The sequence below is a fragment of the Pyramidobacter sp. C12-8 genome, assembly GCF_002007215.1.
Classification (GTDB): domain Bacteria; phylum Synergistota; class Synergistia; order Synergistales; family Dethiosulfovibrionaceae; genus Pyramidobacter.
On record NZ_MUHX01000036.1, the window covers coordinates 1 to 21,293 of the forward strand.

Annotated in this window: 18 protein-coding genes and 1 pseudogene; 7 read left to right on the forward strand and 12 right to left on the reverse strand. The window is 62.2% G+C overall.

Annotated features, from left to right (window positions below; translation table 11 throughout):
• Positions 1-395: 395 nt before the first annotated feature.
• The 8 genes and pseudogenes from B0D78_RS11020 to B0D78_RS12910 form a co-directional block, all read right to left on the reverse strand.
• A complete protein-coding gene (locus B0D78_RS11020) occupies positions 396-1,205 on the reverse strand; it encodes a TIGR00282 family metallophosphoesterase (RefSeq protein ID WP_078017002.1) in 810 nt (269 codons plus the stop codon).
• Positions 1,206-1,214: 9 nt separating this feature from the next.
• Positions 1,215-2,747: a ribonuclease Y gene (rny, locus tag B0D78_RS11025; protein WP_078017017.1), complete on the reverse strand. Its 1,533-nt coding sequence runs from the start codon at positions 2,745-2,747 to the stop codon at positions 1,215-1,217.
• Positions 2,748-3,064: 317 nt separating this feature from the next.
• Positions 3,065-3,580 (reverse strand): regulatory protein RecX, encoded by a 516-nt coding sequence (locus B0D78_RS11030; RefSeq protein ID WP_078017003.1) that lies wholly within the window; start codon positions 3,578-3,580, stop codon positions 3,065-3,067.
• A pseudogene (recG, locus tag B0D78_RS11035) lies at positions 3,580-5,721 on the reverse strand (ATP-dependent DNA helicase RecG); the annotation flags it as partial. The pseudogene recG and the gene B0D78_RS11030, both read right to left, overlap by 1 nt.
• Positions 5,661-6,134 carry a DivIVA domain-containing protein gene (locus B0D78_RS11040; protein WP_078017005.1) on the reverse strand — a complete coding sequence of 158 codons (474 nt, stop codon included), beginning with the start codon at positions 6,132-6,134 and terminating at the stop codon, positions 5,661-5,663. The gene B0D78_RS11040 and the pseudogene recG, both read right to left, overlap by 61 nt.
• A gap of 3 nt (positions 6,135-6,137) precedes the next feature.
• Complete coding sequence (locus B0D78_RS11045; protein ID WP_078017006.1) at positions 6,138-6,752, reverse strand: hypothetical protein; 615 nt, start codon at positions 6,750-6,752, stop codon at positions 6,138-6,140.
• A 12-nt stretch (positions 6,753-6,764) separates the two neighbouring features.
• On the reverse strand, positions 6,765-7,460 hold the full coding sequence (locus B0D78_RS11050) for a YggS family pyridoxal phosphate-dependent enzyme (RefSeq protein ID WP_078017007.1): 696 nt from the start codon (positions 7,458-7,460) through the stop codon (positions 6,765-6,767).
• Positions 7,454-8,407: a hypothetical protein gene (locus tag B0D78_RS12910; RefSeq protein WP_147413066.1), complete on the reverse strand. Its 954-nt coding sequence runs from the start codon at positions 8,405-8,407 to the stop codon at positions 7,454-7,456. Before B0D78_RS12910 ends, B0D78_RS11050 begins: the two co-directional genes overlap by 7 nt.
• A gap of 717 nt (positions 8,408-9,124) precedes the next feature.
• Here B0D78_RS12910 and B0D78_RS11060 point away from each other — a divergent pair.
• Complete coding sequence (locus tag B0D78_RS11060) at positions 9,125-10,939, forward strand: O-antigen ligase family protein (protein ID WP_078017009.1); 1,815 nt, start codon at positions 9,125-9,127, stop codon at positions 10,937-10,939.
• A 59-nt stretch (positions 10,940-10,998) separates the two neighbouring features.
• Here B0D78_RS11060 and hydE read toward each other — a convergent pair whose 3' ends face one another.
• Both hydE and B0D78_RS11070 read right to left on the reverse strand, forming a co-directional pair.
• On the reverse strand, positions 10,999-12,072 hold the full coding sequence (gene hydE / locus B0D78_RS11065; protein ID WP_078017010.1) for a [FeFe] hydrogenase H-cluster radical SAM maturase HydE: 1,074 nt from the start codon (positions 12,070-12,072) through the stop codon (positions 10,999-11,001).
• A gap of 34 nt (positions 12,073-12,106) precedes the next feature.
• Positions 12,107-12,433, reverse strand: a complete 327-nt coding sequence (locus B0D78_RS11070) for a hypothetical protein (RefSeq protein WP_078017011.1) — start codon at positions 12,431-12,433, stop codon at positions 12,107-12,109.
• Positions 12,434-12,825: 392 nt separating this feature from the next.
• On the opposite strand from B0D78_RS11070, the gene B0D78_RS11075 reads away from it, so the two are divergent.
• The 6 genes from B0D78_RS11075 (at position 12,826) to B0D78_RS12915 (ending at position 19,693) form a co-directional block, all read left to right on the forward strand.
• Entirely contained in the window at positions 12,826-14,058 is a 1,233-nt protein-coding gene (locus B0D78_RS11075) for an aminotransferase-like domain-containing protein (protein ID WP_078017012.1), read from the forward strand.
• A gap of 266 nt (positions 14,059-14,324) precedes the next feature.
• A complete protein-coding gene (locus tag B0D78_RS11080; RefSeq protein ID WP_078017013.1) occupies positions 14,325-15,530 on the forward strand; it encodes a DUF3798 domain-containing protein in 1,206 nt (401 codons plus the stop codon).
• A 276-nt stretch (positions 15,531-15,806) separates the two neighbouring features.
• A complete protein-coding gene (brnQ, locus tag B0D78_RS11085) occupies positions 15,807-17,138 on the forward strand; it encodes a branched-chain amino acid transport system II carrier protein (protein ID WP_078017014.1) in 1,332 nt (443 codons plus the stop codon).
• A 498-nt stretch (positions 17,139-17,636) separates the two neighbouring features.
• On the forward strand, positions 17,637-17,918 hold the full coding sequence (locus B0D78_RS11090) for a YhdT family protein (RefSeq protein ID WP_078017015.1): 282 nt from the start codon (positions 17,637-17,639) through the stop codon (positions 17,916-17,918).
• Complete coding sequence (panF, locus tag B0D78_RS11095; RefSeq protein WP_205948320.1) at positions 17,911-19,374, forward strand: sodium/pantothenate symporter; 1,464 nt, start codon at positions 17,911-17,913, stop codon at positions 19,372-19,374. Before B0D78_RS11090 ends, panF begins: the two co-directional genes overlap by 8 nt.
• A 16-nt stretch (positions 19,375-19,390) precedes the next feature.
• The gene (locus B0D78_RS12915) at positions 19,391-19,693 is read left to right on the forward strand and encodes a hypothetical protein (protein WP_168170116.1); all 303 of its coding nucleotides are present in this window, start codon (positions 19,391-19,393) and stop codon (positions 19,691-19,693) included.
• Between the two features lie 55 nt (positions 19,694-19,748).
• Here the strand turns inward: B0D78_RS12915 and B0D78_RS11100 are convergent, their stop codons facing one another.
• Positions 19,749-20,264 (reverse strand): OmpH family outer membrane protein, encoded by a 516-nt coding sequence (locus B0D78_RS11100; RefSeq protein ID WP_168170117.1) that lies wholly within the window; start codon positions 20,262-20,264, stop codon positions 19,749-19,751.
• Positions 20,265-20,511: 247 nt separating this feature from the next.
• On the reverse strand, positions 20,512-21,293 hold a 782-nt coding region (locus tag B0D78_RS11105), incomplete at its 5' end, for a YadA C-terminal domain-containing protein (RefSeq protein ID WP_168170118.1).

Consider the following 21,293-nt stretch of genomic DNA (forward strand, 5'->3'; position numbering starts at 1 on the left):
GTGTTAAGCACGCCGCCAGCGTTCGTCCTGAGCCAGGATCAAACTCTCCGTTGAATCCTTTATCCTTACCTGTTCCATCTTCTCGGATCGTTCCCGCTTGGCTTCTCTTCCTCGTCCTCTTCGGTTGTCAAGGGGCTGCACTGACGTTTGGCGATCCAATGTGAACCGCGTTTCGTTCAGTGCAAGGGAAATGATACACCCTGGAGCATTTTTTGTCTATATCTTCTTTTAGTTATGTTATTGGCTTATTTGTAATCTACAAAGCTTCATATCGCAAACGGCCCCGAACGATCAAATTCCACAGATCGCTGAAACGGCGCTCAATGCCTGCCGGCAACAGAAAAATCCCGAAAACGCCGGTTTTCGGGATTTTTCTGTTGCGCATTTTTTTCGGCTCAGTTTTTGCCGGTGAGTTCGTCCAATTCACCTGAGCGAATCGCCACGCGTTCGATGCCGCAGGCTCTGCCGTCCTCGTCGTCGATCTCAACGATCACGCCGTTCAGTCGCACGTCCTCCTGGGCAACTTCGAACTTAGCCGGCAAAGAGGTGAGAAACCGGGGCAAAACGCTTTCGTAGGTCATGCCGATGGAGCTGCGGAACGCGCCGGTCATGCCGACGTCGCTGATGTAGGCGGTGCCGCCGGGCAGGATTTCTTCGTCGGCCGTCTGGACGTGGGTATGGGTCCCGACCATGGCGGAAACCCTTCCGTCAAGGTACAGTCCCATGACGCGTTTTTCCGAGGTGGCTTCGGCGTGGAAATCGACGAAGACGGGAATGTCGTCGCCGAGTTTCGGCAGTACCTCGTCCATGGCGCGGAAGGGGCAGTCGGTGAGGGGCATGAAAACGCGTCCCTGGATGTTGACGACGCCCAGTCTTTTGCCGTTCCTGCCGGCAAGGATCGTCCAGCCGCGGCCGGGCACGCCCTGCGGGTAATTGAGGGGACGGAGGACGCGGCTCTCTTCATCCAGAAGAGGAAGAAACTCTTTTTTGTCCCAGATGTGGTTGCCCGAGGTGATGCCGTCTACGCCGGCGGCGAAAAATTCGTTCATGATCTTTTCGGTGAGGCCGCGGCCGGCGGCGCTGTTTTCGCCGTTGACGAGGACGAAATCGAAGGGGCCTTTCAGGCGGCGCAGCTTGGGCAGCATGGCGAAAAAGGCGTTTCGCCCGGGGCTGCCGACGACGTCGCCGACGAAGAGTATTCTCATGGGCGAAGCCTACTTGGCAAGGTCGGAGGCGCGGATCTCCTTGATGGCGGTGACCTTGATCTGGCCGGGATACTTCAGTTCTTCCTCGATCTTGCGGGCGATGTCGTAAGCCAGTTTGGCCACGGACGCCTCGTCGGGGACGCTGGGCGCGACCAGCACGCGGACTTCGCGTCCGGCCTGGATGGCGAAGGCCTTGCTGACGCCCTTGAAGCCGTTGGCCACGGTCTCGAGTTTTTCCAGACGTTTGACGTAGGCGTCGATGCTCTCGCGACGGGCGCCGGGGCGCGCTGCGCTGATGGCGTCGGCGGTGGCGACGATGACGTCGTAAATGCTCTTGACTTCCATGTCTTCGTGGTGCGAGCCGATGGCGTTGATGACTTCGGGCGGCTCGCCGTAACGTTTGGCGAGGTCGGCGCCGATCAGGGCGTGCGGGCCCTCGATCTTGAAATCGACGGCCTTGCCGATGTCGTGAAGCAGGCCGGCGCGACGGGCCAGTTCTTCGTTGACGCCCAGCTCGGAGGCGATCATGCCGGAGATGTACGCCACTTCCATGCTGTGCTGCAGGGCGTTCTGGCCGTAGCTGTAGCGGTAGCGCAGCTGGCCGATGGTGCGGACCAGCTCGGAATTCATCTGCTTGATGCCGAGTTCCATCAGCGCCTGATCGCCGGCGTCGGCGATGGACTCCTCCACTTCGGCGGTCGCTTTGGCGACCAGCTCCTCGATGCGGGCAGGATGGATGCGGCCGTCCACAACCAGCTTTTCGAGCGACAGACGGGCGATCTCGCGGCGCACGGGGTCGAAACAGCTCAGCGTCACCGCTTCCGGCGTGTCGTCGACGATCAGGTCGACGCCGGTGGCCGTCTCGAAGGCGCGGATGTTGCGGCCTTCGCGGCCGATAATGCGGCCCTTCATCTCGTCGTTCGGCAGCGACACGGTGCTGACGGCGACGTCCGAGGATTTCTCCACGGCGCAGCGCTGCACGGCGGTGACGATGATCTCGCGGGCTTTCTTGTTCGCGTCGCGCTGGGCCTGGGCTTCCATCTCCGCCAGCCGCAGGCCGATCGCGTGCTGAGCGCTGTCTTCGACCTCATGAAGCAGCTGGGCGCGGGCCTGGTCGCTGGTCATCTGAGCGATCTGTTCGAGGTCGGTGACGCGCCTCTTGCAGAGCTCGTCGGCTTCCTGGATCTTCTTTTCCAGATCGTCCTGACGGGTCTTCATCTCGTCCTCGCGGTGCTGGAGCTTTTCCAGCTTGCGGTCGAGTTTCTCTTCTTTCTGCTCCAGAAGGCGTTCGGTGCGCTGCAGCTCCACGCGCCGCTCCTTGGCGTCCCGCTCGGCTTCGAGGCGGACTTTGGAAGCTTCGTCACGCGCCTCCGACACCAGCAGCTTGCTGTCGCGCTCGGCGCTGGACCGCGCTTCCTTGACGATGTTCTCCGCCTGAGAGCGCGCTTCCGCCACCTTGCGCGCGGCCACGCCCTTGGCGATGAACATCCCCGCCCCCGTGCCCCCGATGATGCCGAGGAGCACTCCAAGTACCAGATAAATACTCAAAAGTTCTCACTCCTTATGAATTTGTCAATATAAAATCGCCCCGCCCATTTTCAGGCGGCAGCGGAAGCCGGCATCCCTTCGAAAAATAAATGAAAACATATGTTGAGGGGAACGCGGGCTTGACAAAAATCTGCCTGTAACGTTTTTTATTTTACAGTTATCTGCGAAACTTCACAAGGGGAAAACGTAAAAATTTCCCCATAAAAAGGCCGGAAAAATCTTCGTGCGTTTTCGGACATCCATCGTTTACAACAGCGGAAGCCCATGAGAAAAAGAGTTCCTCATGAGCTTCCGCGTATCGCTCTGTACCGTTATTCTTCATCGCCGCCAGTCCCTTCGCCGAGACTGCGGAAATTTTCAAGTTCTTCATGCAACTGCGAAAACGCCTTGCGGACCGCGGACGACGAAAAGCCGCGGCGGCGCAGACGAGCGTCGAGTTTTTGCGGCGTCATGCCGCGCTGATTTCCCCACTGGCGCGCCAGGCGCAGCGCCCGTTCGGCCTCGTCGATTCCGCTCTCCGCAAGGGCGTCGTCGATATCGGCATGGCTGACGCCGCGCGCTCTCAGTTCGTCGCGCAGGCGGCGCAGGCCGAAATCGCGCTTGGAATCGACGTAGAGCAGCGCGTAGGCGCGGTCGTCGATCATGCCGATCTCTTCGAAACGGTCCAGCAGCTCCGCCGCTTTCTCCTCGGGGCAGCGGCGCTCGCGCAGTTTCCGCGCCAGCTCTTTGCGCGTGCGCGGGGTCGAAACGAGGCGGATCAGCACGGACTCCCACTTCATGTCTTCGTCGGGCAGGGCGGAAAAAGGCAGGGAGCGCTCTTCTTTCATCAGGCGGTCCTCGCGATGTCGAGCATGCGCCCGTAGCGGCTCAGCACGGCCTGCATGAGCAGTGGGAAGCTCTCGTAGGGATCGCCCTGCGCGATCAGAGCGAAGGCTTCCTGGCGCGCGACTTCCATGACGGCGCCGTCGCGGATCAGATCGGCGACGCGGAAATCCGTCAGGCCGTGCTGGCGCACGCCGCAGAACTCGCCCGGACCGCGCATCTGCATGTCCGCCTCGGCGATCGCGAAGCCGTCGCTGAGGGAGCAGAATTGATCGAGGCGGTGTTCCGCCTCGGGATTTTTCGGATCGGCGTAGAGGATGCACCAGGACTTGGCGGGGCCGCGGCCGACGCGGCCCCGCAGCTGATGGAGCTGCGAGAGGCCGAAGCGTTCGGCGTTTTCCACGACCATCACCGTCGCGTTGGGCACGTCGACGCCGACTTCGATGACGGTCGTGGAGGCGAGCAGGTCGATGCGTCCCGCCGAGAATTCGGTCATGACGGCGTTTTTTTCCTTTTCGCTCATGCGCCCGTGGAGCATGGCCAAACGCCGCTTCGGAAATTCGCGCCGGAGCCGTTCGAAGCGCGACTCCAGCGGCGCGGCGTCGAAGTTCTCGCTTTCCTCGATGAGCGGGCAGACCCAATAGATCTGACGGCCGGCGGCCATTTCGCTTTCGAGGAAACGCAGCATTCTCGGCAGGCGGTTGTCGCCGATCCACACGGATTTGACGGGCTGGCGGCCGTCCGGCAGCTGACGGATCGTGGACACGGCCAGGTCGCCGTAGACCGAAAGGGCCAGCGTGCGCGGGATCGGCGTGGCCGTCATCACCAGCGTATGCGGCGCTTCGGCGCCGGCTTTGCTGTTCAGGGCCTTGCGCTGGAGCACGCCGAAGCGGTGCTGCTCGTCGATGACGATCAGGCCGAGCCGCTTGAAGCTGACGGCTTCCTGAATCAGCGCATGGGTGCCGACGACGACGCGCAGCGTGTCGTCGGACAAACGCTCGTGGATTTTTTTCTTTTCGGCGGGCGCGACGCCGCCGGTCAGCAGGCCGACTTCGACGCCCAGAGGTTCGAGCCACCGGCTCAGCGTCAGCGCGTGCTGCTGGGCGAGCACGGCCGTCGGCGCCATCATGGCGGCCTGCACGCCCGAGTCGAGCGCCTGCAGGATCGCCAGCACGGCGACGACGGTCTTTCCCGAACCGACGTCGCCCTGCAGCAGCCTGTTCATGGGCACGGAACGGCGCATGTCGTCGGCGATTTCCTGCGCGACGCGGCGCTGATCGTCGGTGAGTTCGAAAGGGAGCCCGGCGAGGAACTTCCGCGTCAGGTCCGCCTGCCCGGTCAGCGCGGGGGCTTTCCTTTCGAGGCAGCCGCGACGGTGGCGCAGCGCCAGACCGACCTGGAGCAGAAAGAACTCCTCGAAGACGAGGCGCTGCCGCGCGGCGCGGAAAAGCGCCTCGTCAGTGGGCTGATGCATCTGGCGCACGGCGGAGGCGGCGTCGATAAAATGGAACTTCTCGACGATCGGCGGCGGCAGGATATCGGGGATCGTCGGGGCCAGGGTTTCGAGCACCGTGTCGATGACGCGGCGCAGCCATTTTTCGTTCAGCCCGGCCGTCGCGGAATAAACGGGCACGATGCGCCCCACGCTGCGCGGATCGCTGCCGTCGAGGATCTCGAACTCGGGATTGAGCAGCTCCGGCACGGGACGGCGCGGCTCCAGCGAGCCGTAAAGCGCCAGTTCCATACCCTCCCGCAAGATTTTGCTCAGGTTCCAGCGGTTGAACCACAGGGCCCAGGCCACGTTTTTGCCGTCGCTGAGGCAGACGCGCGTGATCTGCATGCGGCGGTTGCTTCGCGCCACGCGCTGTTCGATGGAAACAACTCGAGCCCGGAAGGCCTGAGGCGGCCCGCCGGGCGCAAGATCCTGGATCGTCACGATCTGCCGCCGGTCTTCGTAGCGGCGAGGGAAAAAATACACGAGATCTTCCGCCGTCGCGATGCCGAGACGCTGAAGCAGCAGCGCCTTTGCCTCGCCGATGCCGCGGATGGCCGTCACCGGGTCGTCCAGGCGGAGGAAGCCCCGGTTCATTGACCTTGCTTCTCCTGCAGGCCGTCGAGCAGCATGTTGTACCGCAGCACCGCGGCCTTGGCGTCGGCGACGAAATGCTCTTTCGAGCGGCGCAGTTCCTCGATTTCGCCGAGAAGCTGCGTTTTCTGCGCGACGGCGTCGGCCAGGATGCCTTCGGCTCTCGCTTTCGCCTGCGCGAGCACGGCTTCGCTTTCCTTCTGGGACGAGGCGAGAAAGTCCTCGGAAGTTTTTTTCGCCATGGTCAGCGCGTTCTGCAGCGACACCTTGAGCTCGTCGTTCTCTCTGATGGTCGTCTCCAGCTCGCGGATGCGCATCTGGTCGGTGGCGTGGAGTTCGGAATATCTTTGCAGCGTGTCGGCGACGCGGTCGAGAAACTCGTCGACTTCGTCGGCCGCATAGCCGCGCAGGCCCCGCGAGAAAACGACGCCCTCCACGTCCACGACCTTGAGCAAGTCCAGGTCGTTTGCCATCCCCTACTGCTCCCGGCCGTTTTCTTCAGGCAGCCATTCGATCACGGCGTTTTTGTTCAGCGAAAGCAACAGGCTCGTGCTCGTCACCGTGTAGAAGGCGCCGTCGTGCATGCGCACGAAATCCGCCATGCGGCGGGCCACGTCGGCGGCCGTTTTGCGGTCTTCCTTTTCGAAATCGAGCATCACCGTCTGTCCCTCTACGAGCGCGTCTTCGATGTCGTCGAGCATTCCGGCGACGCCTTTTTTGACCAGCACCAGCGGCTGCGCCGCCTCATCCTGACGGCGCAGCGACTCGCCGAAGCGGCGCAGACGGCTGGAAAAAGAGCCGGAAGAGCCGGCCGCATGACGTCCGCCGTCGCTCTCGAGCTCCGCAGCTTCCTCAGGTCCGCCGTTTTCTTCGACGGCGTTCGCGGCGGCAAAAGCCCGTTCGTCTTCCACTACAGCGGGAGCCGCTTCGTTTTCCGCCGCAGGGACTTCCGTTTCTTCCTCATCGTCGGGGACGACAAGGCGCTGGATCTTCTTCATATAGTCGGTACGACGCTTCTTGTTCCGGTGAGATTCCACCACGACGTCGCCGCTGTCGGCGAGACCGAGAAATGACAAAAGCTTGTTGGCCATGGGGATTTCCTCCTAACGATGTCCAAAGATTGCGGTGCCCACGCGAACTTCGGTGCTGCCCTGTTCGATCGCCCACTCGAAATCGCCGCTCATGCCCATGGAAAGACGCGGCAGATCGCCCGCCGAAATGCGCAGGCGGTCGCGCAGTTCGCGCGTGGCGTCGAAAGCGCCGCGGACCGCTTTTTCGTCGCCGCCCAACGGGCCGATGGTCATCAGCCCCTGAAGCGCCAGATGCGGGCATTGTCCTCTGACAAAATCCGCCAGCGCGGGAACTTCCGCCATCGGCGTTCCCGTTTTCGACGCTTCGCCGGAACTGTTGACCTCGATCAACACGTCCAGGCGCCGGTCCTTTTCGGCGCAGACGCGCTCGACCGCCGCGGCGATCTCCTCGCCGTCGATGCTTTCGATCACGTCGAAGAGCTCCACCGCCTTGCGCGCTTTGTTGCGCTGCAGATGGCCGATCAGATGCCAGACGGCGCCGAGCTCCGCGGGAAAGTTTGGGATCTTGGCCTGTCCTTCCTGAACGCGATTTTCGCCAAAATGAGTCACCAGTCCGGTACGGGCCGCCGCGACCACGGTTTCCAGCGGCTTGGTCTTGCTCACCGCCAGCAGCGTCACATCCGACGCCCTGCGGCCGCTCCGCAGCGCCGCCAATTCCATGCGGTCCAGAATCGACCGGATCGACGCGAACATTTCCGACTCTACCATAACCGCACCCTCTTTTCTTCGGCATTTGCCGCTTCAAGTATAACAGGATTTCCGGCGGAAAGCCCCGAGGCGATGAAAAAACGGCCGTCCTCGATGGGCTTTCCGGTGACGCTGCGGAAGACGAGCCGGTCGCCGACCAGCTCGAAAACGCCGTAGGTGCCGTGGCGGATCGTCACCGCCGAGTCCGGCACCACCAGCCCCGCATCCTCGTCGGAACAGACGAGGAAGTCCACCTCGCGCGACAGCGCCATGTCCATGGGGAAATAGGGCATGTCGAGCGCCACTTTGGCGCGCTCGTCGCCGTACTTCACGTACACGCGCACGCGCGCCGTCCACTTCGGCCCCTTCGACTCGCGGCGGATGGAGATGGAACCGCGCTCCAGTCCGGCCCGCAGCCGGTCGGTCAGATCAAGGTAAAAGATCGCGCGCGGCTCCTGAGGCAGGTAGATCAGTTTGCCCACCGCGCGGACGGCCGTGTCGAGCGGCTTCAGATCCTCGACCCAGCGCAGCTCCGGCGCTTTGGGGAGCAAGCCGGAACCGAGCCACAGCGTCGGATAATCCCAGTGGTCTTCCGCGCCGTCGATGGCCGGCAAAAAGTACCCCCGCGCCGGCGTGCGGATCGCGATCGTGCGTCCGCGCGTCAATACGGTCGCCACCACTTCGTCGTCGGCCACGGCCGCTGCTTTGCCGCCGTAAGCCAGCTGCACCGTGCCGCCCGACGGAGCGGTGAGCACCTTCTCATGCCAGAGCAGCAGCGCGTGAACCGGCTGCTCTTCTTCGTAGAAATAGGGCTGAGGCGTGAACAGCGGCGGCATGGCCTCTTCCGCGCTCTGTCTGGCCCACAAAAAATAGAATCCGGCAGCCAGCGCGCAGATGCCGGTTGCCAGGACGACGCGCAGGAAACGCACGGGCCACGGCTCTTTCGCGTGGGGCTGATCCTCCGGCATTCGCCGCGAAGGAGGAACGTTCCCGGCTGCAGCGAGTTTCTCCTCCGCGCGTTTCGTCCCGAGAGGAGAGAGAGGCTGCGGGACCGTTTTCCCTGCATCCGCCCTCGCAGAACGGGGCGGTTCCTCCGCGCGCCGCCCGGCAGGCCATGAAACTCCGCCGCGCTCCGGCGCTTCCGTCTCCGCCGGACGGGAAGGGCGACGGCTGATCTGCCCGCTCGCCGCGCCGCTTTCATGCAGGTCCGGCAGCCTCACGGAACGCTGCGAACGCGGACGTATGGGCCATTTGAGCTTGCCGCGCCCGGACGGGGCCGAACCGTCAGAAACGTCCTGCGCCGGCGCCTCCGACGCCATGCTCTTTCCCGGCGCAGCGCCGCTCAGATCGGGCCTCCGCCGCGGACGCCGCGGCCATGTTACGGCGTCTCCCGTCGATGCGGGCGCGGCGATCCCTTTCCCTTCCGCCGGCACGCGTTCCGTTTTTTCGCGTGTCTGTTTCGTCGATTTTACGTCATGTCGTCCCATTGCCGCGCCTCCGCACTCAACTATCGCTCCGATCAGTTTTTTATTGTAGCGCAAAACGTCAAAAATTTGGAGATGGCAACGAGACGCCGCATCGTTTTGGCGGCGGAAAATTTCTTTTTTCGCGGACATCCCCGCTTCATGGCGGCCGTTCTTATGCTATAGTATGGAAAATTCTCGAGAAGAAAAGGGGACTTCGCCGTGGAACTGCACGATGCTTCGCCGCCGCACGCCGTGCCGGAGACCGCGCCCGACGCCGGGGATTCTTTCCGCAGCGCGCTGTTCTTCCTGCTTTTTACGGTCAGCCTGACGCTGCCGAACCTGGTGTATTCGGGCACTTCGTTCTTTCAGACGCTGCACCTGATGAAGTGGTGTTTCGCGCTGGTCCCCGTCGGTCTGCTGGCGCTCTGCGCGGGCGCCCCGGCGCTGCTCGACGGCAGGCGCGGGCCGCTGCGCCTCGACGTCATGGGGCTTTACTGGCTGCTCTTCATGGTTTTCGTGACGCTGCAGCCGCGCTGGGTACCGCTTCGCTCCGTGCCCGGCTGGCAGCGCGAGTGGTTCTTTTTCGCCGGCTGCGTCGTCTTCTATCTGGCGGCGTTCTCCTTTTTCAAGGAAGGCTGGCTGCGTCCGATCCTCTGGCTGGCGGCGCTGAACGCCACGATCAACGGGATTTTCGCCGAGCTGCAGGTACGCGGCCTCGTCGCGCCGCTCCGGGGCCTGAAGCTGGTCATGCAGACGCCGGGGCACTACATCGGCAACACGGGACAGCAGAACATGCTCGCGCTGTGGCTGGCGATGGCGCTGTTCTCGTCGTTGTTCCTCTTCGTCAGCTACGGCGGTCTTTTCGCCAAAAATCTCCGGAACAGGATCATGATCGCCGGCAATCTGCTCTTCTACGTGGTCATGTCGTGGTGCCTGATCCGTTCCACGAGCCGCTCGGGGATCCTCGCGTTCTGGGTGGGGGCGCTGGCGATGGCGCTGCTGATCTTCTTCACCTCGCGCGACCGCGGCCAGCTCAAACGCGCCGCCCTCGGCATCGCCCTGTTCTTCGCCGTGCTGGCCGTGTTCATCCTCGCCGATACGGGGCGGGGCTTCGACTTTTTGCTGAAGACGCGCGACATGATCAAAAATATCGCCGACGTCGCCGCCCGCCGGGAAATCTGGCAAACGTCGTGGCAGGTCGGCGCGTTTCGGCCGCTGACCGGCGTCGGCCTGGGGCAGTTCAAATGGTACTATCTTCAGGGGCAGCGCGCCGCCATGACGCTCGATCCCACCATGAAATGGCAGTTCACCTACTGGGCGCACAACGAAATCCTGCAGTGGTTCTGCGAGTTCGGCCTGTGGGGCGTTCTGTCGCTGCTGCTGGCCGCCCTGCTCTGGCTGGCGGCGTTGTGCCGCTGCGTGCGCCGCCGCCGCGGCCGCCGGCTGCCCATGGAGTTCCTCTGGGGAAGTTCGTTCCTGTTCCTGGTCTGGTTCGACGCGCTCTGGACGCGCCCGTTCCACCGCATCGAAAACTCGCTCTGGGTCGCTCTCGCTTTCGCGCTTTGCAGCCGCCACCTTTTCCGGGGCGAAGAGGGCGCGTTCGCGCCGAAGAAATTGCCTTCGCTGTTCTACCGCCTGACGGGCGCCTTCATGCTCGCCGCGGCCGTGGGCGGATTCTGGTTCGGCATCGACGGCATCCGCGCCGACTTGCTGCTGCGCCGCGCCGAGAGCTTCACCGACGACGTGGAGGAAAAAGTCCGGCTCATGAACATCGCCCGTCACAGTCCGATGGTGCGCGACCTGGCGGAGCACGAGCTGGCTATGTTGCGCCTCCGCCTGGGCGAAAAGCTCGGCGACCGCGGGATCATCGCCGACGGCCTCAATCAGCTGATCGCCTGCTTCGTTCAGCAGCCCACGGCGCAGGACTTCGCCACGCTGATGGACTACGCGCGTCGGTCCAATATCGTCCCGCTGCTTGAATTTCTCGAACCGTACGCCCCGCCGGCGCCGTCTGCGGGCGCAGCGGCAGGCTGATTTTCTGCCGTCCACATGGATATATTTCGTACAAAAAAATCCTGAGCCGGAAAATCGGCTCAGGATTTTTTGCAGCGCGGCGGGAAGCCATAGGCGTCGCCGCGGCCGACCGCCAGACGGCGGCCGATGTTTTTCATGCGCAGGGCGAGGACGCCTCGGCCTTCGGCGGCTTCTTCGCCGGTGCAGATCTTGCGGTCGTAGAGGGCGTAATCCCGGCGCACGGCCGGCGGCGAAAGGTTGGGCATGACGACGTTGGCTCCGGCCAAAATCCCCAGCTCGCGCCCGTCCGCCGCGATCGTGCCCAGCGCCGTGGTGGCGGGAATCAGGGCTTTGGGAAAAAACAGGCGCAGCAGCGACAGGCACAGCAGCGTCAGTTCCAGCGTGCCCGCCGGCGCGTGACCGAAAGGCGTGTCGCGCTGGGGGATGAAGGGGCCGACGCCGATCATCTGCGGCTGCAGTTCCTTCATGAACTGAAAGTCGGCGGCGAGGTGCGCGGGCCTCTGCCCGGGCGAACCGACCATGAACCCGGCGCCGACCTGGTAGCCGAGGCGTTTCAGCGTCCACAGACAGCGCCTGCGGTTTTCCGGGCGCTGCCGCAGCGGGTGGAGCATACGGTAATGTCCGTCGCAGGCCGTCTCGTGGCGCAGCAGATAGCGTTCGGCGCCGGCCTCGAAAAACATCCGATAGGCTTCGTCGCTGCACTCGCCCACCGAAAGCGTCACGGCGCAGTCGGGGAACTCGCGGCGGACGGAAGCCACGAGCGACGCGATGCGCTCGGGCGGATACTGCGGATCCTCGCCGCCCTGCAGCACGAACGTGCGAAATCCCCAATCGTAGCCCTGCCGGCAGCAGCCGAGGATCTCCTCTTCGCCGAGGCGGTAGCGCCGCACGGCGCCGTTGCCGCGGCGGATGCCGCAATAATAGCAGTCGTTGCGGCACTCGTTGGTGAACTCGATCAGGCCGCGCACGTACACCTCGTCGCCGTAATAGGCGCGGCACAGCGCCTGCGCCGCGCCTGCCAGCGTGCGGCGCAGCTCGGGCGAGTTGTTTTCGAGCAACGTCTGCAGATCCCGTGGCGGCAGATCGTGTTCCGCGATCAGGTGCGCCGCGAGCGTTCGGATTTTGTCGTCCATGGCAGATTCTTTTCCGGCTCCCGACATCTGCCGGTCAAAGCTCCCGTCCGGCGCGCCGGGAGGAAACCGCCTCTTCTTCTCCAACCGCGCGAACGGGACGGTGTCGAACCGAATAGGGATTCTTGTTGGGGCGTTCCGGCTCGGGAGCGTCGATGGCCCGCTTCATGACGGCCATCGCCAGCGACGAAAGCGCCAGCGGGAAAATCCACAGCCCCAGCAGTCCCCAGAACCAGCGCAGCGAAATCCCCGCCCAGTGATGGAGCGCCAGCGCGATCCAGGCGGGCGCCGACCACTCGGCGCTGAGCGCCAGCGATACCAGCAGCCCTGACCAGAAACCGTCCTGTTGCCGTTTTTTTGCCACCGTCCCCCGCCCCTTTCCGGCGGACTCTCCCTCCGCCGGCGAACATTATAACAATCCGGCCGACGGCGGACAAGCATACGGCAACAGGAACGCCGGCGCCCATGCCTCGAAAATTCCCCCCAACGATTCGTTCGCCGGCCGTCCCCGGTCAGAAGGCGATCCTGATATTTATTGCATACAAAAAACGACAAATCATATTTTATGCTTAATTTTGAACAGGAAAAATATTTCATCTCCGATTCTCTATAGTCAGAGTTAAAATTATTTTGTATAATCCAATTATGCACTATTGGAGCTAAGGTCCCGAGAACTTTTCTCCGCCGGAGCGCAAATGAATCGGCTCTCGCGCCGCAGGCATGAGAGCGAAATTTTTGAGGAGGTGTTTTTTCATCATGAGCAGCACTTGGAATGGCAATTTCAGCTACAAAGCAATGCACACGCGTCCTTCTCCCGTCCGCGAGATCCTCGCGGTCATCAAAAAGCCCGGCATGATCTCCTTCGCCGGCGGCATGCCCGCGCCCGAGGTCTTTCCCGTCAACGAGTTCTACGAGAGCGCGCACCTGCTTAAGGACAACGGCACCGAACTGCTCCAGTACGGCACCACCGACGGCAACCCGGCGCTGCGCGAGTTCCTGATCGACTTCATGGAGCCGCGCCTTGGGCGCAAGGTCGGCCTGGATCAGATTTTCGTGACCACCGGTTCGCAGCAGGCGCTCGACCTGTTCTCCTGGGCCATGCTCGATCCCGGCGACGTCATCATCACCGAAGATCCGTCCTATATGGCCGCCATCACCGTGTTCATGAATCACGGCGGCGTGTGCCGCGGCATTCCCTGCGACGCCGACGGCCTTCAGGTCGAAAAGGTGCCCGCTCTGATCGAGTCGCTGCGCGCCGAGGGCAAAAAGGTCAAGTTCCTCTACACCATCGTCAACTTTCAGAATCCCGGCGGCATGACCATGAGCGTCGAAAAACGCAAGAAGCTGGCGGCCATCGCCGAGGAATACGACATCGGCATTTTCGAGGACGATCCTTACGGCTACGTGCGCTACGAAGGCGAGCACCTGCCCTCCATCTTCTCGTTCGACACGGTCGGCAACGTGATCTATGCCGGTTCGTTCTCCAAAATCCTGGCGCCCGGCACGCGCACGGGCTGGGTCATCGGCGATCCCGCCATCGTCCGCAAGATGTGCGTCTTCAAACAGAGCACCGATCTCTGCTCCAGCTCCGTCGATCAGGCCCTGATCGCCGAGTATTGCCAAAAAGGACACCTTGTCAGGCATCTGCCCAAAATCATCGACAACTACCGCAAGCGCCGCGATTCCATGGAAGAGAGCATGAAGCGCCATCTGGCGCCTCTCGGCGTCACGTGGGTCAAGCCTCAGGGCGGCTTCTTCTACTGGATCAACGTGCCCGGCGTCAACACCGACGAACTGATGAAGCGCGCGCTCGACAAGAAGGTCGCCTTCATCCAGGGTTCCGCCTTCGCCGTCGAGCCCGGCGCCTGCATCAACAACGCCCGTTTGAACTACACCTACTGCTCGCCCGAGGTCATCGAAGAGGGCATCGCTCGCATCGCCGCGGCCATCCAGGAGATGAAGGCCGAAGCCGAAGGGATCAAAGCGTAGTTCTTCGTAAATCATTCGTAAATCATATGGGGAGGGGAATTTCCCCTCCTTTTTTTGAAAAGAAGTTTGGAGTTTTTCGTAGGCTGCGCGCTCCGGTTCGCCTACCCCGAAAGCGAATGGAAAGCGTTCGATGCCATCATCGCGGATACGGCCGCATCGTTCAAGATCCCGCCGGCGAACTGGAAGTTCCCGGCAGAGCCCCATTCCCCCGCCGTGCGACGGGGGAAGCTCCGAATAGAATATTCCCACTCCAGGAGGGATACATCATGCGCAAATCTCTGACGGCACTTTTGGCGGCGGCGTTCCTGTGCGCGGCCGGTACGGCTTTCGCGGCGGCGCCGTTCCACATCGGCGTCTGCACCGAGACCGTCTCGCAGGCGGAGGACAACCTGCGCGGCGCCGAGGAACTGATCCGCCGTTACGGCGACGTGGCCGACGGCGGCTACATCAAGCACGTGACGATGCCGGACAACTTCATGGCCGAGATGGAGACTACCATCAGCCAGATCGCGGCCTTCGCCGACGATCCGCTGATGAAGGTGGTCGTGGTCATGACGGCCGTGCCCGGTACGACCGAGGCGTTCCGCCGCATCCGCGAGAAGCGTCCCGACATTTTGCTCTTCGCCGGCCAGCCGCAGGAGGATCCCGGCGTCATCGAGAGCATCGCCGATCTCGCCACCAACATCGACTCGATCACGCGCGGCTATCTGATCATCTACGGCGCCAAGAAGCTGGGCGCCACCGATTTCGTGCACATATCCTTCCCGCGCCACCTCAGCTCGGAACTCAAACTGCGCCGCTTCAACATCATGAAGGCGGCCTGCGAGGACATGGGCATCGCCTTTCATGCCGAGACGGCGCCCGATCCGATGAGCGACGTCGGCGTGGCCGGCGCGCAGCAGTTCATCCTCGAACACGTGCCCACGTGGCTTGACCGTTACGGCCAGAAGACGGCGTTCTTCTGCACCAACGACGCTCACACCGAGCCGCTGCTCAAGCAGATCGCCGCGCTCGGCGGCATTTTCGTCGAAGCCGACGTGCCTTCGCCGCTGATGGGCTATCCCGGCGCGCTGGGCCTGGATCTTTCCAGCGTGGCCGGAGATTTCCCCGCCATCCTCAAGCGCATCGAGGAGGAGGTCGTCAGGCGCGGCGGCGCGAAGCGCATGGGCACCTGGGCCTATTCCTCCGGCTTCACGGCCGTGGTCGGGCTCGCCGAGTACGGCAAAAAATGCGCGGAAGCCGGCGTCAGCGCCCAGAATTTCCGCCGCCAGTTCAAGGCCGACGACCTGTTCGCCGTTTACGCGGCCAACACGCCCGGCGCCAAGTGGAACGGATCTTACTACCGCGACGCGCAGACGGGGCTGGAAAAGAAGAATCACCTGCTGGTCTATCAGGACACGTACGTGTTCGGCCAGGGCTACCTGGGCAACACCGAGCTGCCGATCCCCGAGAAATATCTCGCGATCAAATAAGATCTCTTAAAAAGATCGCGCCGCAATACTGATTCTTTGCTAAAACGACGAATGTTCTCCAAGCCCCGGGGAAGATCTACAAAGCGAGTTGCGCAGGCCGCGCAGCGGTCGAGACAGTCCTGAGCGACTGGACTCCTTCGAAGAGCGAGGCAACTCGTTCGTCGTTTTCCACCAAGAGTCGGTAGAGAAACTCGGACGTTTCCTCTCGAACTCCTTCCCCGTTCCCCCTCGCCCCAGGAGACTCGGAGATTGAAAGCCCCTAGGATGTGAGATCATATGAACTCGAAGAACAAGGAAATTATCGTGATGGGTTTCGGTTTGTTTGCCATGTTTCTCGGCGCGGGCAACATTATTTTTCCTCCCTATATCGGGATTGTCTCCGGCCAAAAGTGGCCCGCAGGCCTCTTAGGCTTCGCCGTCACGGGAATCGGAATGCCTTTGCTCGGGCTGCTTGCCACATTCAGAGCCGGGGGCAATATCGACAAATTTGCAGGGAAGGTCAGTCTGCCTTTTGCAAAAGCCTTCAATTTTGCCATCCTTCTGTGTATCGGGCCGCTGTTTGCCATTCCCCGGACGGCAGCGACGACCTTCGAGGTGGGAATCCTTCCCCTTTTGGGGGCCTTTGACCCGGGGAGTATTCTGGGCATTTCCTGGAGCGCGATCGCGGTTTCCTTCATCTTCTTCGCCGTCACGCTCTATTTTTCTCTCAATCCTTCCCAGGTGCTTGACCAGATTGGGACATACTTCACCCCTTTTTTAATTCTGATGCTGGGCTTCATCATCGTCAAGGGAATTCTCGTGCCTATCGGCAAACCGGCCGCTCCTGTGGTCGACAACGCCTTTGCTCTCGGTTTCACCGAGGGCTACCAGACCATGGACGCTCTTGCCTCAATGGCCTTTGCGAGCATCATCATGGCTGACATCATGGGGCACGGTCACGGCAATACTAAGGAAGGACTATCAATGGCCGTCAAGGTCGCTCTCGTTTCCATGCTGGGCTTCCTCTTTGTCTACGGAGGGCTTGTCTACCTGGGAGCTTCGGGGGGAGAGAGCTTCGCCAATACGAAGGACGGGCACACCGCCATCACGGTCAGACTCGTGGACGCTATCGCCGGCGACACCGGCAGATACGCCTTGGCCAGCGCCATGACCTTCGCCTGTCTGACCACAGCGATCGGTCTCACCACGGCGGTGGCGGGATATTTCGAAAAGCTCCTGGACAAACGGCTCTCCTATAGGGGCTTGGTCTGGATCATCGTCACCGCCAGCGCCGTCCTTTCGGTGTACGGGGTGAGGCACATCATCTCTTTGTCCGTACCGGTCCTGTACGCTCTTTACCCTGTGGCCATCGTCCTGATCCTCCTGAACTTGTTTGATCGGGAATCACCCCCCGGGGTCTACCGAGGAGCCGTCGTCGGAGCTTTCCTCATAGGGATCCTCTATGGCTTACAGCATGTGAGCACAGTTGCTGACCAAGCCAAAAATATGCTGGCCGCCATCCCGCTTGGGCAGGAGGGCTTTGCCTGGATCTTTACGAGCGCCCTCGGCGGGATTGCCGGAGCAGCCTGGACAAGGAGACGCCGCAAAAACGCAGCGCCCGAAAAATAATACTCGTTCTTTAGTAGAATGACTCGACTGTGAAAGCTCGGTGCCCCGAGAAGGTCCCGTCGCTCAGAACTGTCTCGACCGCTGCGCGGTCTGCGCAACTCGCTTTGCGTATTTCCTTCGGGGCGCTCTTGCTGTTCGGTATTTCGGAATAGTATCAATCGCTCAAGACGGCGGCGTTCCTGCCTGGGACGCCGCCGTTTCCCGTCTCGTTTTCGCGCCTCGGACGCCGCCGGACGGAACGGCGCGCGGACGGCGGCAAGATCTCGCTTGAGCCTTCATGGATTTGTCGTATAATGGAGCCTGTCGGTCTCTTCGTTGTGCAAAGGACGCCGCCGTCATGTGAACGGCGGCCGGAAGTTCTCCGCGCGTTTCGCGGGCCGCCCGCGCGGGGACGGCGGCACTGAGCCTTGTGGGATCACAGCATATCGCCGGCGCGGGACCGGCGAAAGGCGCGACGTGCTTTCAGAGCGGCCGAAAAAACGGAGGAGGTTCTCGCCCATGAAAAACATGGACCGCCGCTTTCGCCAGGCCAACTTCGAAGCTTTGTGCTCCATAGTCCTGGCGCTGTCGTTCTTCGTCTGGTGGTACGCTTTCGCCTACGGGCTGGGATCGGGAGATCCCGCGCGCTACCGCTTCGTGCTGGGGCTGCCGGAATGGTTTTTTTACAGTTCCGTCGCCGGCCCGGTGTTGTTCTGCTTTTTGGCGTGGCTGATGGTGAAGTTCCTGTTCAAAAACGCCTCGCTGGCCCCGCACGAAAAGGAGGAAGCTTCCCATGATTAACTGGCCGCTGCTGACTCCCGTGCTGGCTTACCTGGCCGGCGTCTATCTGCTGGCGCTGTACAGCGGCGCGCATCTGGAGAAAAGCAAAAGTTTCCTCAGCGAATACTTCATCGGCAGCCGCAGCATGGGCGGCTTTGTTCTGGCGATGACGCTGGTCGCCACCTACACTTCGGCGTCGAGCTTCATCGGCGGCCCCGGCGTGGCCTACAAGACGGGGCTGGGCTGGGTGCTGCTGGCGGTGATCCAGGTGCCCACGGCCTGGCTGACGCTGGGGGTGCTGGGCAAAAAGTTCGCCATCGTCGCCCGCCGCATCGACGCGATCACGGTCAACGACTTTCTGCGCGAGCGCTACCGCAGCCCGCTGCTCGTCGTGGTCGCGTCCGTCAGTTTGATCCTGTTTTTCCTCGCGGCCATGACGGCGCAGTTCATCGGCGGCGCGCGGCTGTTCGAGACGATCACCGGACTGCCCTATCTGTGGGGACTGATGATCTTCGCCGGCACGGTCGTCCTCTACACCACCGTCGGCGGCTTCCGCGCCGTGGCGCTCACCGACGCGCTGCAGGGCGTGGTCATGATCCTCGGCACGATCGCCATGATCTGGGGCATTTCCGTTTCCGGAGGCGGCATGAAGGCCGTCATGGGCCGGATCGCCGCGGCCGATCCGGCGCTGCTCACGCCGTTCGGTCCCGATCACTTCATCGCCAAGCCGTTCATCCTTTCCTTCTGGGTGCTGGTCTGCTTCGGCACGATCGGCCTGCCGCACACCGCCGTGCGCTGCATGGGCTACAAGGACTCGCGATCGATGCACGGGGCCATCGTCATCGGCACGTTCGTCGTCAGCTTCATCATGCTCGGCATGCACTTCTGCGGCGCGCTGGGCAGCGCCGTGCTGCCGGGGCTGCAGACGCCCGATTCGATCATGCCGCAGCTGGCCGTGAAAGTCCTGCCGCCGGTCGTGGCGGGCGTGTTCCTGGCGGGGCCGCTGGCGGGCGTGATGTCCACCATCGACTCGCAGCTGATCCAGATGTCTTCGACCATCGTCAAAGACCTTTACATCAACTACGTCGATCCGGCCGCCGCCGGCGACGAACGGCGCGTCAAAAAGCTGAGCGTGTTCAGCACCGCCATCCTCGGCGCGGTCGTGTTCCTCGCCGCCGTGCGTCCCCCCAGCCTGATCGTGTGGCTGAATCTGTTCGCCTTCGGCGGCATGGAAGCGGCCTTCCTCTGGCCGCTCGTGCTCGGCCTCTACTGGCGCCGCGCCAACGCCGCCGGAGCGCTTGCCTCCGCCGTCTGCGGCGTCGGCTCCTACTTCGTCATGGGCGCGTGGCTGAAGAACTTCTACGGCATGAACGTGATCGTTCCCAGCCTGATCATCGGCCTTTCCGCCTTCGCCGCCGTCAGCCTGCTCACTCCCCCGCCGCCGGGCGACGTGATCGACACGTTCTGGGGAGAATAGCGCCGCTGCAAAGAGAATGCCGTTTCCCGATCGAAACGCAGGCCAGCGGGAGCGCTCCGGCAAAATTCGCAAAACGAATTGCGCAGCGGAGGGAAAGAGACAGTTCCGCGCGACCGGAATCCCTCGGCGCGCCGAACGTTCACAGCCAGGCCGTTCCAGCAAGAATCAGCGCAACGCAGTCAGAATCGATCTTAAAAAAACGAGGCCGTCTCAAAAATCAATTGAGACGGCCTCGTTGCTGTTTTTTGATGAATCTCGCACTATTTCTCGATTAATACTATTTCTTGATCAAAAAACCGAACGCAAGGGCGCTTTGTGAATCTCCCCCGCAACATCGAACTCTTGCCGTTAAAACGCCCTATCAAGAATCGGCGCTATTTCGTTTTCGGAAGCGCTCGCTTTGGTTTGCTCACCGTCACCGTGGGAAGGGCGGCGAACTTCGGCCTGCGCCTGTTCATCTCCTTCAGCACGGCGTCGGTGACGTCCAGCCTGGGCGCCGCGTCGAGCAGCAGCTGACGCGCCATCACCGCGTGGAACTTCGGATTCTTCTTCCGCCACGTTTCCACGGACGCCATCAGTTCCGACTGCAGCACCGACGTCACCGCCGCGCGTTCCACTTCCATCTGCCGTTCCAGCGCCGCCTGTCCCTGCGCGACCGCGTTCTGCGCCTCGGCCGTGTTCTCCTGGCCGCGGTACAGCGCCCGCAGGTCGTTATACCCTTTCTGGAGCACTTTCTGCACTTCCTCCAGATGGGCCTGCCCCAGCTTGCCGGGTTCGGACTGGACCAGGAGCTTTTCCGTGTCCACCACGGCGATCTCCGTGGCAAACGCCGCCGCGGACAGCGACGCGAACATCGCCAGGAAAACTATCGATTTCATCACACGCTTCATTTTCGTCACGCACTTCACTAAAAAAAAACTCCTCGAATGAATGGGAAGATAAATGGCAAATTGATAGAAAATAAATAGAAACAGATAAAAAACGAACAAGAAGAAAGGGCGGAGCGAATAAGACTCCGCCCTTTTCTCTCTGCATTGCCGGTCCTTTCCTTTGCAGTCCTTTCCTTTGCAGTCCTTTCTCTTTACATTGCATTGCCGATACGTGCCGATCCAAGGATCGGAACGTTAGGCTGAAACGTTATCTCCGTTTCGACGCCCGCAGCAGACGCTTCAATTCTTCCATGTCGGCTTTCAGTTCGGCGATCTCCTGTGCCTGAGAAGCCATCTCGTGCGCCTGCGAGGTTACCTGCGCCTGCAGCTGCGCGTTCTCCTTCTGCATCACGTAGACGCTGCTCATCGGGCCTTTGCGGTAACGTTCGGGGATCTGTTCCTTGTCTGCCTTCCTGCCGATCCTCCACGTCAGCCCGGCGTTGGCCATCGACTCGCCGTGGTGGGTGACGGACACTCCGGCGTGGACCATGAAGTCTTCTTTCACGTAGTGCGCCCAGCCGAGGGCCAGGGCGTATTCGCCTTTGTAGGCTCCGAATCCGGCCATGAGCTGGCTGGGTTCGAGCGGGTCGTACTGCATCGGTTTCAAGGCGCTCAGGGCGGAGCCGAGCGCGCCCGAGGTTTTGATGTCTCTGCGCAGGCGGTTGAGGTGGCTGTCGATGTCGCGGAGTTGGCCGAAGTTCCGGTACAGGGTGCTGAACTCGCGGTCGACGGCGTCGAGGGCGTCGCTGACGCTGTGGTGGGTGGCGCCGCCGCCGATGGTCTTGAATTTGTACGCGGGGGCGGTGACGGAGCCGTCGGCTTTGGCTGTGGCGCCGCCGCCGAGGTGGGTGGCGAGGCTGCTTGCGGTTTTCCACAGCTGGGCGCCGTTGACGGCGTCGCTGCTGCCGGCGGTGAGGGGGCCGGCCTGGACGTGTTCGATTTTGTGGTGGGTTGCGTCGAAGCCTTGGGCGCTCACTTTGCCGGCGAAGA